This is a genomic window from Bradyrhizobium sp. S3.7.6 (assembly GCF_054061875.1).
This window is the reverse complement of the sequence record NZ_JBSSEQ010000002.1, coordinates 38,268-55,828: the sequence shown is the minus strand read 5'-3', so window position 1 is coordinate 55,828 and position 17,561 is coordinate 38,268. Positions and strand designations below refer to the sequence as shown.

The 17,561-nt window shown below is 59.6% G+C and carries 10 protein-coding genes and 9 pseudogenes; 7 read left to right on the top strand and 12 right to left on the bottom strand.

Annotated features, from left to right (window positions below; translation table 11 throughout):
* Positions 1-32: 32 nt before the first annotated feature.
* Positions 33-168, top strand: a pseudogene (locus ACVJ5M_RS43020) (transposase); the annotation flags it as partial.
* A 369-nt stretch (positions 169-537) separates the two neighbouring features.
* Entirely contained in the window at positions 538-816 is a 279-nt protein-coding gene (locus tag ACVJ5M_RS43015; protein WP_456679666.1) for a hypothetical protein, read from the top strand.
* On the opposite strand, the gene ACVJ5M_RS43010 is transcribed toward ACVJ5M_RS43015, so the two are convergent.
* Together ACVJ5M_RS43010 and virD1 are read right to left on the bottom strand one after the other, a co-directional pair.
* Complete coding sequence (locus ACVJ5M_RS43010) at positions 797-2,083, bottom strand: relaxase/mobilization nuclease domain-containing protein (protein WP_456679665.1); 1,287 nt, start codon at positions 2,081-2,083, stop codon at positions 797-799. The two genes, ACVJ5M_RS43015 and ACVJ5M_RS43010, sit on opposite strands and share 20 nt — an antisense overlap.
* Positions 2,084-2,107: 24 nt before the next feature.
* Entirely contained in the window at positions 2,108-2,563 is a 456-nt protein-coding gene (gene virD1 / locus ACVJ5M_RS43005) for a T-DNA border endonuclease subunit VirD1 (RefSeq protein WP_456679664.1), read from the bottom strand.
* A 248-nt stretch (positions 2,564-2,811) separates the two neighbouring features.
* Between virD1 and ACVJ5M_RS43000 the strand changes: the two genes are divergently transcribed.
* Both ACVJ5M_RS43000 and ACVJ5M_RS42995 read left to right on the top strand, forming a co-directional pair.
* A complete protein-coding gene (locus ACVJ5M_RS43000) occupies positions 2,812-3,507 on the top strand; it encodes a conjugal transfer ATPase VirC1 (protein WP_108523382.1) in 696 nt (231 codons plus the stop codon).
* A 1-nt stretch (position 3,508) separates the two neighbouring features.
* Positions 3,509-4,090, top strand: coding sequence for a VirC2 family conjugal transfer protein (locus tag ACVJ5M_RS42995; RefSeq protein WP_314963919.1), 582 nt, complete (start codon positions 3,509-3,511; stop codon positions 4,088-4,090).
* Between the two features lie 78 nt (positions 4,091-4,168).
* Here ACVJ5M_RS42995 and ACVJ5M_RS42990 read toward each other — a convergent pair.
* The 7 genes and pseudogenes from ACVJ5M_RS42990 to ACVJ5M_RS42960 all read right to left on the bottom strand — a co-directional run.
* Positions 4,169-5,274 (bottom strand): annotated as a pseudogene (locus ACVJ5M_RS42990) (IS66 family transposase); the annotation flags it as partial.
* Between the two features lie 242 nt (positions 5,275-5,516).
* Positions 5,517-5,768 (bottom strand): annotated as a pseudogene (gene tnpB, locus ACVJ5M_RS42985) (IS66 family insertion sequence element accessory protein TnpB); the annotation flags it as partial.
* A gap of 91 nt (positions 5,769-5,859) precedes the next feature.
* Entirely contained in the window at positions 5,860-6,189 is a 330-nt protein-coding gene (locus ACVJ5M_RS42980; RefSeq protein ID WP_456679727.1) for a transposase, read from the bottom strand.
* A 23-nt stretch (positions 6,190-6,212) separates the two neighbouring features.
* Positions 6,213-6,512: pseudogene (locus tag ACVJ5M_RS42975) on the bottom strand (integrase core domain-containing protein); the annotation flags it as partial.
* A 40-nt stretch (positions 6,513-6,552) separates the two neighbouring features.
* Positions 6,553-7,404, bottom strand: a pseudogene (locus ACVJ5M_RS42970) (IS30 family transposase); the annotation flags it as partial.
* Between the two features lie 204 nt (positions 7,405-7,608).
* Positions 7,609-8,331: a winged helix-turn-helix domain-containing protein gene (locus ACVJ5M_RS42965; protein WP_314963916.1), complete on the bottom strand. Its 723-nt coding sequence runs from the start codon at positions 8,329-8,331 to the stop codon at positions 7,609-7,611.
* Between the two features lie 920 nt (positions 8,332-9,251).
* A pseudogene (locus ACVJ5M_RS42960) lies at positions 9,252-9,446 on the bottom strand (IS256 family transposase); the annotation flags it as partial.
* Between the two features lie 314 nt (positions 9,447-9,760).
* Here ACVJ5M_RS42960 and ACVJ5M_RS42955 point away from each other — a divergent pair.
* The 3 genes and pseudogenes from ACVJ5M_RS42955 (at position 9,761) to ACVJ5M_RS42945 (ending at position 13,410) form a co-directional block, all read left to right on the top strand.
* On the top strand, positions 9,761-10,717 hold the full coding sequence (locus tag ACVJ5M_RS42955; RefSeq protein ID WP_456679663.1) for an F-box protein: 957 nt from the start codon (positions 9,761-9,763) through the stop codon (positions 10,715-10,717).
* A gap of 251 nt (positions 10,718-10,968) precedes the next feature.
* Positions 10,969-12,204 (top strand): IS256 family transposase, encoded by a 1,236-nt coding sequence (locus tag ACVJ5M_RS42950; RefSeq protein WP_456679629.1) that lies wholly within the window; start codon positions 10,969-10,971, stop codon positions 12,202-12,204.
* Between the two features lie 583 nt (positions 12,205-12,787).
* Positions 12,788-13,410, top strand: a pseudogene (locus ACVJ5M_RS42945) (transglutaminase-like cysteine peptidase).
* Positions 13,411-13,554: 144 nt separating this feature from the next.
* On the opposite strand, the gene ACVJ5M_RS42940 reads toward ACVJ5M_RS42945, so the two are convergent.
* The 3 genes and pseudogenes from ACVJ5M_RS42940 to ACVJ5M_RS42930 form a co-directional block, all read right to left on the bottom strand.
* Positions 13,555-15,291, bottom strand: coding sequence for an outer membrane beta-barrel protein (locus ACVJ5M_RS42940; RefSeq protein WP_456679662.1), 1,737 nt, complete (start codon positions 15,289-15,291; stop codon positions 13,555-13,557).
* Positions 15,292-15,626: 335 nt separating this feature from the next.
* A pseudogene (locus ACVJ5M_RS42935) lies at positions 15,627-16,632 on the bottom strand (IS1380 family transposase); the annotation flags it as partial.
* Positions 16,633-17,154: 522 nt separating this feature from the next.
* A pseudogene (locus ACVJ5M_RS42930) lies at positions 17,155-17,361 on the bottom strand (IS256 family transposase); the annotation flags it as partial.
* Between the last annotated feature and the right edge of the window lie 200 nt (positions 17,362-17,561).

Here is a 17,561-nt window from a genome sequence, read left to right as displayed (position 1 = left end):
CCCCTCAAACGTGGAAGCTCATACCGTTTACGATGTATCTGGCCGGGAGTTCGGTTCGGCGAGTCGAAGATATCACCGAGGCGCTTTGGGGCATTCGGGTTCAGCCCGAAGGCAGGGTTGAACCTGAACAAGAAGATCTATGCCAAAATCGAGACTTGGCTGAATCGCAGATCGAAGGGAAGCGCTTCGCTGATCCCCTCGTGCGGAGCATGACAGAAGCGTGCAAAGCTGGCCTCGGATCAACGAGGTGGCGGTATGATTGCAGACGGCAAAATGGACGTCCCATTGGACGTCTCGAAGGCGAGCCGCGTCGAGTGCCTGGATCAGGAGGAGGCCGGTCACAGCACACACTCTTAGCAAAGTTGTGCCTTCTCCGCGCCCTTCGCCCCTCCGAATCGCGTGCCTGCGGGCCTAGCGGTTCACTTCGAGGCGCCAAGGAGTCATCGTACCCCTGCAGTGCAGCCCATCGAAGAGAGTAATACGTGAAGCAACGTTCACGCGGCACCATCCTCACCGAGATCCTCCCCGCTCGTCATCGTGCGATCGCACGATCACACGTCCGCTGCGAAGCCGCAGTGGATCATTGGGATCGAGATCGTCAGGTTCAGGCTCGCGGCGGCGATGTCGCCTCGCGCGTTCTTCCGATTCGCGCTGTTCACGGGCCGCTCGCTGGGCGCGAGTTTCGATGATGGATCGTGCGAAACGGCGGCGCTGCCGCGGGCGCTCGAGCGAAGTAGGCTGGACGTCGTCGCCTTCGAGCTCGCGGCTGCGGCGCCGCCGAGTTTCGCGCTGGAGCTCAAACCCGCCTACATCTGATGGACCGGGGGTCCGTGTCTTGTGCTTCGATTGTCATAACAATGCCATCAGTATTCGCGCGGTCAACTATTTCCGCAGTGCTTCTGGACGTTTGGATTGCCCGGCCGATTGCGGGATCTCGTGCTGCTTGAAGAGATTCGGCCATTCGTATCCTGCCGTCGCGTTCAAGGTTCGGCGGTTCGGGGTGGCTTCTGACACTAACGGGAATATCGGGTGCAGGCTCCGGCCTCGCGCGTTCTTCGGATTCGCGCTGTTCACGGGCCGCTCGCTGGGCGCGAGTTTCGATGATGGATCGCGCGAAACGGCGGCGCTGCCGCGGGCGCTCGAGCGAAGTAGGCTGGACGTCGTCGCCTTCGAGCTCGCGGCCGCGGCGCCGTCGAGTTTCGCGCTGGAGCTCAAAATCACCTACATCTGATGGACCGGGGTTCGTGCCTTGTGCTTCGATTGCCCTAACAATGCCAGCCGTATTCGCGCGGTCGACCATTTCCGCAGTGCTTCTGGATGTTTGGATTGCCCGACCAACTGCGGGACTTCGTGCTGCTTGAAGAGCTTCGGCCATTCGTATCCTGCCGTCGCATTCAAGGTTTGTCGGTCCGGGGTGACCTCTGGAACTAACAGGAATATCGGCTTCAGCTTCCGGCCGAATTGCGACGGCTTCTCTAACCCTCTGCCTGCGTCGGAATTCCGCATAAGTAATCGGACGCTCCATAATGCCTCGGTCAGCACGCCGTGTTGCATCCAATTCAATGCCATGATCATAGGCTGCATCAACCAATACGGCGCGCATATTGTCGTAGTTCTGTTGAGGATGGCGACGCGCGATCTTCAGCCAGTGGCCTTCCAGTGCCCGTCGATTAACGACTACATGCAAGTGTGGATGCTGCCGATCGACGTGGAACGCCGTGAAGTAGTCGAATGAACCGCCATTGTAACCTGAACCGAACATCGTTTCGGTCCAAGCACGGCCGGCAGCGTGCGCACGGCTGGTATCAGTGCCGGGCGGGAAGCTGACGATGATATGAGTCGTTAGGTCCTGGTTGCTTTCTGCGGCCGACTGACCGGCTTGATAGTTACCGGTCTGCTCGGCCCAACTTTGGGCAATCTCGTCGAGTCGGTCGTACGGCAGAAAAACGCCTTGATGACGTTCGGAACGTTGGAGATCAACGGCTCCGTTGCGCGAAAGGTATTTCAGCTGATCTCGAATTTGCCGGGCGGTCCGAGCGCCGCCTCGTGGCACAATTCTTACGATTGCTTGAGGATGAGGCATTTTGGGTGTCCAATGACGTCGTTTTCAAGAGCGCTCCCCCTGCATGACCTCCTGTAATCGCCTACGGCCGTCCTCTCGCCGTCGCGATACGTTCAATATTGTGCGGAGTAGGGCGTCGAGCGCGGAAAATTCCTGACCAAAGTGTTGCCTATGCCTCTCAAACCTTTCAATATCGAAGGTGGCGTCACGGTTAGCAACTCGGCTCAATTCTCTGAGTGTTTGGGCAATGTTGCCGATGTGACTGGTGATCGCCCGAAGATCATTCCGGGTCTCGGCGCCAATCTCAATAAATCCGGCGATCCTGCGGACCGCAATTCGCAGTGCCAGACTGTTGGTCATCCCGAGCACACGCAACTGCTGCGAGAACGTATCGAATTCTGCCGCGCGTAAGCGGACGCTGATTATTCTATAGCCGCTTTGGGCGGTGATAGCAGCACTTCCCCTTTTACTTGACGGCGCGTCGTCAATCGAGTGCGACACGTTACACCTCCATCATATCTAGGGTCACCATACGGTGAGAAGCGCCAAATATAATACTGTCGGTCCCGAATTGCACCAAGGACCGGTTGCTGTTGTAGCTAAGCATATCGTGGCCTACTCGATGGTGGGTTATGTTGACGCCGTTCGACCTCTGATTAGGATCAGATCGTTTTGAACTGACGTGGCCCGGCTGCCAAACCTCACGTCACATGTCGATCAAACCTGTTTGAGCACGGGGACCATCGGATATGAAGCTAGTTACTTGCTGCTCATTCAAAGGAGGGGCCGGTAAAACCACAGCCTTAATGGGTCTGTGCTCGTCATTCGCAGACAAAAAGCATAAGGTCGCTCTTTTCGAAGCTGACGAAAACCGCCCGCTTACTAAATGGAAAGAAAATGCCCTGCGTAACGGCGCTTGGGATCCTCGGTGCGAAGTATTCGTTGCGGATCAGTTGCCCCTGCTGGAGAACGCATATGCACAGGCGGAAGGTAACGGCTTCCACTATGCGCTTGCCGACACTCGCGGCGGCTTGAGCGAACTCAATGATAGTATCATCGCCAGCTCCGATTTCATTCTGGTGCCAACCATGCTGACACCTCTAGATTTCGACGAAGCACTTGCGACTTACCGATACGTTATCGAACTTCTAATAGAAGAGGAACTTCAAATCAAAACCGCGATTCTTGGCCAGCGAGTGCCTACATGCAGGCTGACCGTCTCTCAACAGGCCACGCAAGCCATGCTGGCCCTCCTGCCAATGTTCGACACGCCTATGTATGAGCGTGATGCCTTCGCTGCTATGAAAGAACGTGGTATGCTGCACATTACAGCGCAGAATATGTCACGCGCTCCCGCAATGCGGCTTATGTTGCATAACACCCGGCGCGCAATGGAGGAGCTGTCCATCATCGGCGACTTCATCGAGAACGCATTGCAGGACTGATGTGGTTTTCCGCAAGCTGACCAGTTCGCTGCAGGTGGCACGTCTCGCTTCCACGAGTTTGGAAAAGCGGAGTAGTACGACCATCTCATCTCTGTCAGCAGGGATGATGCCGCTTGAGCAGGTTGCCCCGCCAATAGTGAACGCAAAGGTCCCTGCCCCCGCTTCCTCCGAGGAGAGGACAACTATCCTTTCGAATCAGCGCGTCGGGCCAGATCCCAAACTACAGGTGTTTCTGTCAGCAGCGCTTCCCGCTCCCGGTTTCTCTCCGGGGTTTGACAGCCTGTGTGGGCAGTATCGCCCGGCGAAAGCTCTGCAGATGATTTTGCGGCGCGCGTTAGACGATTACCAGGTGATGCTGTTAAGCGCCTCATTGACCAAACCCGTGGCTCCTTATCCTGTTGAGGAGCCACTGTCGCTCGTTCTAACATCGCGGATGATGCCCCGACGGGTGGTTGAGATCGCTCTCGCGCATTTTGATCCCTTAGGGCTGGAAAGTGCGCGTGCCTTCGGTCGTAAACTGGCGAGCGCCGCGCTCGGCATGTTCTTCGAGAACGAAAGGAAAGGCATCCGTCAGCACCGCTGATCGGCGCGTGGCTCGCGGTAGTTGGGGTGCTTCTCTGTTGAGGCTCTTGCTGAACCGTAAGCGCCAAGCTGAGGCCATTCAGGCTTTGAAGTGCCAAGGCATGAGAGCTTCGATTTGAGAGATCGGCCAGCCCTGCGCGATCCGCTCGAGAGTTTGCGTGAGCCAGGCGTGCGGATCGACATCGTTCATCTTCGCGGTCTGCAGAAGCGTGGCGATGGTCGCCCAGGTCCGGCCGCCGCCATGGCTGCCCGCAAAGAGCGCATTTTTTCTTGTGATGGTTTTGCGACCGGATTGCGCGCTCGACGGTGTTGGAGTCGATCTCGAGACGACCGTCGCTTAGAAAGCGCTCGAGGGGCGGTGCGTCTGGATGTGGCATAGCAGATCGCCTCGGCGAGTTTGAATTTGCCCGACAGGCGCGGCAGCTCCTTGTTCCACAGATCGAACAGCGCCGCGACGATCGCGGCGGACTTTTCCTGGCGCGCTTTCACCCGCGTCTCAGGATCCTGCCCGCGGAGGTCGGCCTCGATCTCCCACAGCCCGGCCATGGTGGTGACGATCTGGGTCGCCAGGTGCGAGCTCTCGTTGACGTGAAGCTCGTAGAACCGTCTCCTGACGTGGGCAAATCACGCTGCCAGCGTCACGCCCTCATTGGCACCCGCTGACCTGGCGAGCCGATTGTAGGCGGCATAGCCCGTCGGCATATTTGGCCACTGCGATCTGGGCGAGAAGCGCTTCGGTCGGAAGGCCGCTCTCGATCAGATGGACGGGGCTGGGGCCTGAAGCACGCCATCGCGGTTGCGGTAGACGTATTTCGGGCGGCGCGTCACGATCACGCGGAACTTCGCCGGCGTCACGTCCAGCCGCCTCGACACATCCTCGCCGATCAGGACCTTCTCCAACCCCTCGCAACCAGGGGGCACCTCGGGCTCGACGATGATCTCGCCCCGCTCCAGATGCGCGCTGAACTCCTTGCGCGGCCGCGGCGCGCGTTTCGGCTGGTCCTGGCCGCCCGCCTTGGCCAGTTCGGCTTCAATGGCCGCCATCCCGGTGGCGATCTCGTCAAATACGAAGGCTATCTGCCCATCGCTCGGCGTGTCGCTACGCAAGCGTTCCGAGCGCGTGCCGTAAAGCGTGCGCTCCAACATCTTCACGATCGCCGTCAACTCCACGATCCGCGCGTCGGCCGTCTGGTTGACCGCGGCAAGATCGGCATTCGTCGCAGTCAGTGTTGCAATCTCGGAGGCGATCCGGCTGTTCTCGGCCTCGATCGCCGCCCGCTCTTCCGCCAAGGCGAGGATCAGCGCATAGGCTTCGGCAAGGGTCGTCGGAAGCGCTGCAACGGGCGTCGTTATCACCGCCATCACAGCAGAGTGGTCGCCAATCTCCCAAACCTTTTAGCCGCCCTGATTCAATTCGCCGCAGTTGGTCAGCCCACCGTTTGTGGGCGCTGCACAGCCACCGGCCGCACCTTCGTCCAGTCCAGCCCGTCAATGAGTGCAAGCAACTGCGCGCGGTTCAGCCGCACCCGCGTCGACGCAATCTTCGGCCAGCAGAACTGCGTTTCCTCAAGCGTCTTCGCAAACAGGCATACCCCGCTGCCATCCCACCAGACCATTTTCATCTTGTCCGATCTTTTCGAACGGAAGATATTAAGCGCTCCGCTGAACGGATCCGCGCGCCTCCATCGCGCACCAGCGCCATCAAGCCCATCGCACCCTTACGGAAGTCGACCGGCGTGCTGGCCACGTAAACCTGAACGCCTGCCGGGATCATGCCTGCCGAACCGCCCGGATCACCGCAGCGAGCCGCTCAGGGTCCACGTCGCCACCGACCCGCACCACAACATCGCCGATAACGATTTCCACCATGTCGCGCGGCACCGCATCAAACCGCGCGAACTTGACCGCTTGGCCTCGCGCCCCAGAAACCGGTGCGACCAGTCCCCAGGCCAGCGCCTTGCGTCGCCACGCAAACAACTGCGATGGATCGAGCCCGTGAGACCGCGCGATCACCGACACGTTCGCCCCCGGCAAAAACGTTTCCTTGACGATCCGTTCCTTCGCCTCCCGCGACCAAGTGCGATTGAACCGCCCCGGGATTGCCGGAGGCTGGTTAGTTTAAGTTATGCCGCCATGGCCGGAGTTTCCAGCATGGCGTAGTAGCGTTGCTCGGCCTCGGCCGGCGGGATGTTGCCGATGGGCTCCAGGAGCCTTCGGTTGTTGAACCAATCGACCCATTCCAGGGTCGCGAACTCGACGGCCTCGAAGCTGCGCCATGGTCCACGCCGGTAGATCACCTCGGCCTTGTAGAGACCGTTGACGGTTTCGGCGAGAGCATTGTCGTAGGAATCTCCGACGCTGCCGACGGAAGGCTCGACGCCTGCTTCAGCCAGGCGCTCGGTGTATTTGATAGAGACGTATTGGTCGGATTCAATCGGTCGTCGCAACACCAATTATTTTCACTCATGACAGCAGTTCGTCAAGCGCCTCCGCTGGCGTTTTCCAGCCTAGTGTCTTTCTCGGTCGGGCATTGAGGGCCGCTGCCACAGCGGATATTTCGTCGGCGCTGTGGATGCTCAGGTCTGTGCCTTTCGGGAAGTACTGCCGCAGCAACCCGTTGGTGTTCTCGTTAGTGCCGCGCTGCCAAGGGCTTTGCGGGTCGCAGAAGTAGACCTGGATACCCGCATCGATCTTGAGACGATCGTGCTGAGCCATTTCGGCTCCCTGATCCCAGGTTAGAGAGCGGCGCAGCTCTTCGGGCAAAGTGATGATGGTGCGCGTGATCGCGTCGCGCACGGCTTCGGCCCCATGTCCCGCGAGGGCGGGCCCGTTCTTCGCGCGCGGAGCTTCGCCATGCCCCGCCAACCGTGGAAGGTGCAAGAGCATCGTGAAGCGCGTCGTGCGCTCGACCAGCGTGCCGATTGCCGAGCTGCCAAGACCGAGGATAAGATCTCCCTCCCAATGTCCTGGCACTGCTCGATCGGCCGCTTCAACGGGGCGCTCACTGATCATGATCTCCGGCGAGACAAAGCCCTTACCTCGCCGGCGTACGCGCGCTCTGGGCATCCGTAACACACGCCCTGTTCGTAAGCAGGCCGTCAGCTCGCGGCGTAGCGCCCCACGGCCCTGAACGAAGAGGGCTTGATAGATAGCTTCGTGGCTGATGCGCATCGTCTTGTCGTCCGGGAAGTCGATCGGCAAGCGTCGGGCAATCTGCTCAGGGCTCCAGGCTTTGGCCCATCGCCGATCCTTGCGCGGCCCATGCCGGCGGCCCTTCCACGGAGCGGCGGGACCAGGAACGGGAGTGCCGCTCGGGCCCGGACCTCAGGCGAAAACTTGTTCGTCGTCTTGCTCGTCATGGCTCTACCTTCTCAAGAGTTGGAGCCTCCGGCAATCCCGGGGCGGTTCAAGGTCACCTAATTCCTGGCCTGTTGTGGGCCAAAGCGAACTTCAAAAACAGATCGAACCCGGCGAAGGATGCGTCACCAGAGCAACTACATCACCGTCACGAGGGAGACTTCAAGCGCGGACAGTCTGCATACTAAACAAGTAACCTACGCCACGCACAGTTTTTATCAACTGGGGAGCGCGCGCATCTCCTTCAAGCTTGCGACGCAACCGGAGGATCTGAACATCTATGCTGCGATCTAGTATTTCTCCGTGCACACGGGTGGCCCGCTGTAGGTACTCTCGCGACAACGGCCGTTGCGCTGCCTCAACAAAGGTCACTAGGAGCGAATATTCCGCCGCGGTTAAGGCTACCGACTTGCCTGAAGGATCATAGAGCTTTCGAGATTTGAGGCGCAGCTCCCACTCCCCGAAACGCCATCGTCCGTCCTGCGCTCTGCTTCGCATTCCAACAGGGAAGCTAAAACGGCGCCTGCTCAGAGCGTTGATGTGAGCCAAAAGCCGAGCCATGGACAGTGGTGTGGTTAGATACTCATCAGCACCGGAGTCAAGCCAGGTTACAGCATCGTGCTCATCCCGTCGGCTCCCAACGACAATAATGGGAACATCTCCTCGATCACGGAGATCACGCACGAGCTCGAAGCCGTTGTCTCGGACGAGGTTCATATTTATAAGGATTACCTCTGCGTTGTTGTAGCGGGTTAACTCTTCTGCGTGCGTATCAGCCAAGGCCGTACACACATTGTTATTTCTCAAATATTCGTTCATAGATTGAATAAGATTGAGACCATTATCGACGATGGTGATACATCTGATTTTGTAGGAGCGGTTCATGTATCTCCGTTCTGTGCTAGCGACCTTGTTCTTCATCTGACTGCAAATCGCTTTCCCAACATTTGTGGCCTAAGAGCCAGGCGAGAGCGTCACTAGAGCGGTGACTAGCCCAGGACTCGACTCCGGTGAATGCCAGAACCTGTTATCAGCTATTGACAGCGACTGTTTCTCGATTGTTCTTCAAGCGGACGTTGGGCCGCCGTGTGATAAATTAGGAGAACGAGTCGGACTGCTTACGTCATACGTTTTCCTAGCCTCATCCTACTTTATTTCCAGCTCGCCGTAGGTCAGTCCGTCGTTGGACCAGGTCAGCCGCTCGCGCTGCACAATGGTCATATCGCGCGCGGCAAGGTTGGTAGGACGGGAACGAAAGTCGTTGTCATGATGCCGAGTCAACCTAGGGGCCACAAAAGATCGCGCCAGATGTCCCCTGTGAGTCAAAAGGTCGCGGCTTCGCCACAAGCTTTGCGCACCATGTCCGCGCCGACGTGAAATGGACCTCGATTTTGGGACCACGTGCTTAGTCGGAAGGGGCTGTTCCGTTTGATAGACGGAGGGCATGATGACGAAGACGACGCGACGGAAGCTCGACGCTGGTGCTGAAGGCAAAGAGTACGCATCCTACGAGCGCCGTCTCGACGATCCGAGCTCTCTCAGCCTCCGAACGCACGCGGCGTCCCAACGGTCCTTCAAGGACCTCAAGTCGGCTCACCGGCCCTACCGATGAGCCGTCCAAATGGACGTCCTTTTGCTGTCCAATCCCATCCCAAACCTCCGTCCAAGCCGGAGGCTTCTTCGCACGTTCATTCGAATTCTGAAGCAAGGGTATTGGCTTCGCGCTTACCGTAAGCGTGGGGTGGCGTCCGGAATGCGGTTGGAATTCGGCTTGGCGAATTCTCCGGGAACATGAAGTTATCGTTTCAGGCGGCAAGGTCAATTGGCTGATCGATGGGTTTTGTGGCGAGGGTTTGCCAACCATCGACCTTGCGCATGCTAATCTGTCCCGAGGCGAGGAGGGCCCAGAACATCATCGCGGCGGTGTCGGCCGAGGGCGGCACGGTTTTGGTTTTGATCCGCCGCTTGAACTCCTCGTGCAACCGCTCGATCGCATTTGTAACCGGCATAAGATTCTCGGTGCTGATGTTCGGCTGCGGTTTTCAAGATCGTGGCGTATGGTGCGACCATCCGGGACAGAGGCACCGGGAGCACGAAGGTGTGGCGGAGATGTCCAGATCGCTGTTGAACTACGTCGGGCTCGTCGTTGGGGCAAGCGCCACTGAGACACCAGTCGCTGCCTATCTCACTCCGTCATCACCCACCGTCCTGCATAGCTCGACGCAGCCCAGCTACAAGTTTAACGCAAAATTGGTTCAATTGAGCGCTCCCGGCTGTTACCTCCTAGGGCTGCCGAAACGTGAGAGGTCTCATTATGGATCGCGATCATCCGCAGACCCCTGAAGGGGCAGACGACGATAGCCGCCGTGCCGAAGGAATGGGTCACTTGCCAGTTGACCCGCTGGCCGAAGTGGCGCGGCGGTTAATCACCGATGATCCTATTGAGACAGCAAAAGATCTCACGAATTTTAAACTCGTGAGCCGCTCAATGCGACAAGCAATTGACACCCCTGCCTTCGCGACTTTTGAGAGGCGGCTCGGTGACGTTGCTGAGCTGGCGCGGATTGTGAAGCGCTGGGCGATTCCCCCGGGAGGCTTATCGCAATTTGATAATGTGCAATTGACTGAAGAAGAAGCGCAAGGTTTTTCCTATCCCTCGTGTCGAGCTGACGTCGCTTCGCCTACAGTCAAATTTGAAGGGAATGCGCGAAGATCTGCTTTCGTCGATGACATTCTTAACTTGTCTCCGCGCGAGCAAGCTGAGTCGCTCCACAGCATAGCCCGCGATCTAGCTGGACTTGACCGCGTGAACACAAATCGCCTCGTCAGGAGAGCAATCGAATTGTTTGAGCAGGATGGTAATCTGCCGGTGGTCCGCAGATTTGCAGCCGCCGCTCTTGTGCGGGGGCATAAACATTTGGACGCAGATCACAAAGTGCAACTTTTCGATGCAATCGTCGCTCGTCCGGATCTGTTTTCGGTTTATGGCGATGCGGCTAGGATGCAGCATATATCCACCGGCTTGGCTTTGAGGTCAGCGGCCTCGTTTAGGAATACGGCCGAGTCGCACAATCCGGACCTGGATAGTGAAATCAGGCGAATTTATACCAGAATTCACGTTTTGGAAGATGGCCAAAACAACATGAGCGAACGTGAGCTAGTCGAGGGCCTTCGTCCGCTCGGACGCTCAATCAGCAAAGCATACGATAGCGCGCGAGCAGCCTTAATGGCGTCCGACAGAAGCAGAGAACGATCCAGCTTGGCACGATGAGTTTCGCGGGCTTTAATCCCTGAGCCTGGAACCAGGACGGAGTCCTCAGAGTGTCTGTCCGGAGAGATTATGCATGATTGCACAGTTTTCTCAGCATGAGCCTGATTGAAGCGAGGCGAAGGGTGCCGTCGCAGGGTTGGTAGGAATTAGGGTTGGCGTAGTCTCCGGGGTGATCAACCTCGAATCGTCCGGCGTTGAAGCGTCGGACTGGAGACTACGCCATGACCAAGTTTACTACGAAGCCTGATTCCATGCAGCCTGCGACCGAAATGGCTGTTGATCTTTTCGACAACTGGTTCGATCCGATCGAGACCGAGGTGCGGGCTCGGGCGCGTCAGTTCATCGAAGAGCTGATCCGCGGCGAACTCGATACCGCGCTGGCACGGCCGCGTTACGAACGAAGCAAGATGGCCGGCAATGAAGCAGGAGCCTGCGTCAAGGCCCACCGTCATGGCAGCCGGACGCGCTCGCTGACGGGCACGTTCGGGCCGATCGAGATCGCGGTGCCGCGGGCCCGGCTGACCACGCCGGAGGGCGGGACGGCGGAATGGAAGAGCCAGGCGCTGCGGGCCTATCAACGACGCACGCTTGCCGCCGACGCGCTGATCGCCAGCAGCTATCTCGCCGGCACCAATACCAGGCGGGTGCGTCGCGCGCTGGCGGCCTTGTTCGGCGGGACGGTCGGCAAGGACACGGTGAGCCGGACCTGGCGCAAGGTAAAGGGCGACTGGGACGCCTGGAACAGCCGCTCGCTGGCCGCGGAGCCGATCGTGCGCCTGATCCTCGACGGCACCGTCGTTCGGGTGCGCCTCGACCGCAAGGCGACCTCGATTTCACTGCTCGTTGTGCTGGGCGTGCGAGCGGACGGCCAGAAGGTTCTGCTCGCGATCAAGAGCATGGGCGGCGAAAGCGCCGAGGCCTGGCGCACGGTGCTGGACGATCTCATCAAGCGCGGGCTGCGGCGTCCCGAATTCCTCATCGTCGACGGCGCACCAGGGCTCGACAAGGCCATTGCAGTCGTCTGGGACGGCGTGCCGGTGCAACGCTGCACGGTTCACAAACACAGAAACCTGCTGGCCCATGCCCCCGAGCGCCTGCACGACGAGATCACCGCAGAGTACAACGACATGATCTATGCGACGACGCCTGAGGAGATCACCGTTCGCCGCAAGGCCTTCATCCGCAAATGGCGGCTCAAGCATCGTGCCGTTGCCGACAGCCTGGAGGAAGCGGGAGACCGCTTGTTCACCTTCGCGCGCCTGCCGCCGAGCCAATGGCGCAGCCTACGCACGACCAATGCGATCGAGCGATTGCACGAGGAGTTCAAGCGCCGGATCAAAACCCAAACCGTACTGCCGTCGGCCGACACCGCCGCGATGATGTTCTGGGCGCTGCTCGCCTCGGGACAGATCAGCATGCGCAAGGTCGATGGTTGGAACACGCTCGCCACAAAACCCACCGATCAGCCAATTGACCTTGCCGCCTGAAACGATAACTTCATGTTACCCGGGAATACGCCATACCGAATTCCAACCGCATTCCGGACGGCACCTTATCAGCTATTGACAGCGACTGTTTCTCGATTGTTCTTCAAGCGGACGCTGGGCCGCCGTGTGATAAATTTAGGAGAACGAGTCGGACTGCTTACGTCATACGTTTTCCTAGCCTCATCGTAGGTCAGTCCGTCGTTGGACCAGGTCAGCCGCTCGCGCTGCACAATGATCATATCGCGCGCGGCAAGGTTGGTAGGAAACGGGTACGAAAGTCGTGGTCATGATGCCGAGTCAACCTAGGGGCCACAAAAGATCTCGCCAGATGTCCCTGTGAGTCAAAAGGTCGCGGCTTCGCCACAAGCTTTGCGCACCATGTCCGCGCCGACGTGAAATGGACCTCGATTATGGGACCACGTGCTTAGCTAGTGTCTTTGAGCAATTGGCGTTGCAGCTTCAGGATTTCCCTGCTCCGCCAGCGCGCTATCGGCCACAAGCGCAAGAGCCGGAACTTGTTAGTTAGCGGCGGTGCAAAACCTTTGTGGCAAAAGTGGTCCCAACAAGAGAAACGGGGGCCACAATGTCTGGTTTCAGGGGGCAGGGGAAAGGTTTGGCGGTTACCGCCATTCTGTTTGCAACTTGCGTCTCGGCCAAGGCCGGCGACGTGCTCTACGCCAGCCTGGGTGACACCACGCGTTCGCCGATCGGCTGGGTCGAATTCTGCGCCGACAATCCGGGCGAGTGCCGCGGCGGCCCGACGCAACCACGCGACATCGTGTTGTCGCAGACCGCCTGGCGCGACCTCGTGCGGGTCAGCAAGTGGGTCAATGAGACGATCAAGCGATCAAGCCGATGACCGACATGGATCATTGGGGCGTTGTCGAGAAATGGTCGTTGCCGACTGACGGCTAGGGCGACTGCGAGGACTACGTGCTCCTGAAGCGCAAGATGCTGATGGATGCCGGCTGGCCGCGCGAGGCGCTGTTGATCACGGTGGTCCGCGACAAGAAGGGCGAAGGCCACGCGATTCTGACGGTGAAGACCGACAAGGGCGAGTTCGTGCTCGATAAGCAGAACGAGAACGTCGTCGCCTGGACTGATACTGGCTACCGCTTCGTCAGGCGGCAGTCGCAGAGCGATCCCAATGTGTGGGTCTCGCTCGGTGACAACCGCCCGGCCGTTGCAACCGCAAGCTCACGCTGAGCCAACAAGGATTTTCGAACACGCGACCGGTCACATCCCCACCCCTCCCCGTCCCAGACCGGTTCGCGCGCGGCCAGGCATCCCCCAATGCCTGGCCGCAACTTTTTTGGCGATCCGATCGCCTTCAGGACAGCGCTATTCGGCTCAGTACCGGACGCCGGCGGGAGGCTCGCCGAACTTGTAGGAGGCCTGGAGGAAACCGCCAAAGCGTTCGTAGGTGAAGGTCGTCGGAGACGCCGGCATGCCAGGGAATTTGCTCGTGCCGTTGTCCGTCTTCGCGTACCAGTAACGGCCACCCGCGCCGACGCTGAAGTTCTGCGTCACATCATAGGAGACGATGCCCTCGAGTTGGTAGCCCCAGCCATCGCCCGACTGCGGCTGCGGGTTGATGTTCGGCCGCATCCAGTGGTTATCAAAGCCACTCAAGTGGACGAAGGGCAGATAGGCGCCGTCCAATGTGAGCTTCCACTGCGGAGCCAGATTGATCACGCCGTTCAAGCCGACACGCAGCGAGTCCCAGGTTTCGGTCTTGCTGAGACCGAGCACACTCCCGGAAATCGCCGTGCAAACAGACGGACTGCCCGCAACCTGCGTGCAGCCATAGGCATTCACGTTCTCGTAGAAGCGGTTGTAGCCGAGGAAGCCGCCGACCTTGAAGGGCTGCCCTTTCCAGAAATTGTAGCCGGCATCGACGGTGCCATAGGCCTGGCTGCCGTTGTTGACGTTGTGGACGGTGTTGGAATACAGCGGCATCACCGGCGGGAAATCCTCGTCGTTGATGCTGCCGTTGATGCTGCCCGCGCCGACGAAGCCCTTGGCGAAGAATCCGGAAAGATGATCCAGCCGGGCAAAGGCTTCCCCTGCGTGGCTGCCGAGATTCTTGTACGTCAACTGCGAATTGACCTGCCCGGGCACGAACGGATCGCCCAGCGTGAAACGGGTACGCCCGGAGCTGTAGAAGTAGCGCGCGCCGACTTCAATGATCCATGGCGACAGCACAAGCGGCGGCGGCGCCTTGAGCGCCTTCACCGGCATGCCAGGCGTCGCTACCGCGACCCCGTCGGGAGCTGCGTCCCAATGATAGTTCATGCCGACGCGCGCGATGCTGCCATGCGTGGCGAAATCATACTGCGACTGGAATCCAGGCGCCATGGTCGGCGTGCCGAAGCCGGAGGTCAGCGAGTGGTTGCCGAGATCGTAGTAGAGGTATTCACCCTTGACCGTCCAGTGCGGGGCGAACCTGTACTCGACGCCCGCGCCGGCGGTCCAGCCAACCTGGAATGCGTGGCCTGACGCTCCGAAATCCCGGAAAGCGGCTGGTCTCTGAAGATGGAAGTCGCCTTGCGCGCCCACGTCACCATAAGCGAGGCCGGCGGTGCCATAGAGCAGGAGGTCGGGCCTCGCCAGGAAGCCGGCCCGGGCACGCACCGTTCCAAATGCGTCGATGGTCTGGCTCGCGGTGACGAAGTTACCCGGAAAGCTGCTGCGCCCGTTGTTCGCGGCCACCACAGGACCTGAGATTGTCTTGCGCCCGCCGATATTGGCCCAGTCGAGATCGGCCTCCAAACCCCAAACCCAGGAGTTGATCTGCCAGTTGACGCCAGCCTGGCCGCCGGCGAGGCCGCCGCTCATCGTGTGGCCAAGATCGTAGACGCCCATCGCACCGGGAAAGCCGAGTTCGGCACCTCTCATGCCGAACTCATTCGCTCCGGTCGAGCCGAAGCCACCGCCGCCGTTCAGACCCGCGTAGAAGCCGGTCCAACCGCCGACCGTTTGAACCGGGGCCGGAGCCTTATAGGGGAGGTCCGCAGCCGATACCGAACCGGGACCGACCAATGCAACTGCCGAAGCGATCGGCATCGTCCAAAGCAGGTTTCTCAAGACATCCTACCTAAAACGCCCTAGCGAGTAGCGCACGGGCAACATCGGCGATGTGTGTTGGGTACCTTGCCTCCGCAATGTCGCAGCTCTTCTTCTCATGAATTGTTGTAAATCAGCAACAAATAGGTTTTCCGGCGAAATCCACCACATCGGCAAATTCGAATCGACCGGTTCTGCTTGCGAGCCCTACTCCGCGGCCTGCGCGCGGTGCTCTTCCAACGGCACGAGCTCGGCGGAAGTCGATTTCTGCTTCTTGTGCACGAGGCTGACTAGACTAGAACGCTGAATACTGCTTTGGACGATCAAAGCGAGCGTGTCAGGCTGCGCCTGCGCAGCAGCTTGATCAGATTCTCAGCTTGGCCGCGCGCGCAATACAGGCTGTCGTAGATCCACTCGGCCGAGCCGACATCGAGGCTGGTGACGACGAAGCGGATGTCGAGACCGAGCATCGTCGCCTCTATACGGGCGACGGTGCGCCGTTCGCGATCCCAGGACTTTGCCTTGTGGCGCGTCTCGGTATAGCCGCGCAGAACAGGCAGGTTCTCGATGGCGCGTCGGGTGCGGATGTCGTCAGCGACCTCGTCGACTTTTCTGGCGAGCGGCTTGGTACCGGACAGACCGAAGATGTAGTCGATGCCGTTGTTCTCGCAGCAATTCATCGCCTCCGGCCGAGCATAGTGCCCGTCGCCACGGAACGTAATTCGCGTCTTGTGCCATCGCGTGCGGATGTGCCGTACCAGGCGGCGAAGATGGGCACGCACCTTGCCGCCCGGCGTCTTGCCGGGCCGCAGCACGACCGCCACGGGCCGGCTCGTCTCCGTGTCGTAGACGTGGATCGGCAGGAAGGTGGCCGTGGACGACATCGCAGGTGTCGTCGATGTCCAGGGTGATGGATGCGGGCTCGCACGGATAGCTATCCATCCATGCGTCGACCAAGGTGTAGGTCAGGCAGATCACGTCGCGCAGTCGCGGCGAATTCTCCAGCCGCGACAGCGTCGGTTGGGAACACAAATCCCGGCCGGTGTCCGGCAGGCGACCGCAGGCGAGCTTGAACGCCGGATCGGACCGCGGATGATCGAGGTCGTCGGCGTCCTCGTAGCCGCAGCAGATCGCGAACATCCGAGCGCGGAACAAATCGACAAGGCTGTGCACGACCCGCGTCGGATCGCGCCGATCCGGGAACACCCGGGCCAAATTGTCGGCCAAACCGAGACGCCGCTCGGCCATCGCCAGAAGCATCACGCCCCCATTCGAGGTCAGGCGCCCACCATCGAAGGCAGCTGTGACTTCCTTGGCATGAACGGCTGGAAACGAGAATGGCAGAATCGTATCATCGGTCATGGCGGGCGTGGTGTTCGCGGCTGAAGGTGATGGGGTTGGCTTTGCAACCGAACCCTACGCCGCATCAGCGCTTTACACCACGCTCGCCAGCCTCTCAGGCGCCCTCTGGCGAATAAGACGGGTTAGTCGGAAGGGGCTGTTCCGTTTGATAGACGGAGGGCATGATGACGAAGAAGACACGACGGAAGCTCGACGCAGGTGCTGAAGGCAAAGAGTGCGCATCCGACGAGCGCCGTCTCGACGATCCGAGCTCTCTCAGCCTCCGAACGCACGCGGCGTCCCGACGGTCCTTCAAGGACCTCCAGCCGGCTCACCGGCCCTACCGATGAGCCGTCCAAATGGACGTCCTTTTGCTGTCCAATCCCATCCCAAACCTCCGTCCAAGCCGGAGGCTTCTTCGCACGTTCATGCGAATTCTGAAGCAAGGGTATCGGCTTCGCGCTTACCGTAAGCGTGGGGTGCCGTCCGGAATGCGGTTGGAATTCGGCTTGGCGAATTCTCCGGGAACATGAAGTTATCGTTTCAGGCGGCAAGGTCAATTGGCTGATCGATGGGTTTTGTGGCGAGGGCTTGCCAACCATCGACCTTGCGCATGCTAATCTGTCCCGAGGCGAGCAGGGCCCAGAACATCATCGCGGCGGTGTCGGCCGAGGGCAGCACGGTTTGGGTTTTGATCCGCCGCTTGAACTCCTCGTGCAACCGCTCGATCGCATTTGTAACCGGTAAAGAGTCTCGGTGCTGATGTTCGGCTGCGGTTTTCAAGATCGTGGCGTTTGGTGCGACCATCCGGGACAGAGGCACCGGGCGCAGGAAGGTGTGGGGGAGATGTCCAGATCGCTGTTGAACTACGTCGGGTCGACGTTGGGCAAGCGCCACTGAGACACACGTCGCCGCGTATCTCACTCCGTCATCACCCACCGTCCTGCATA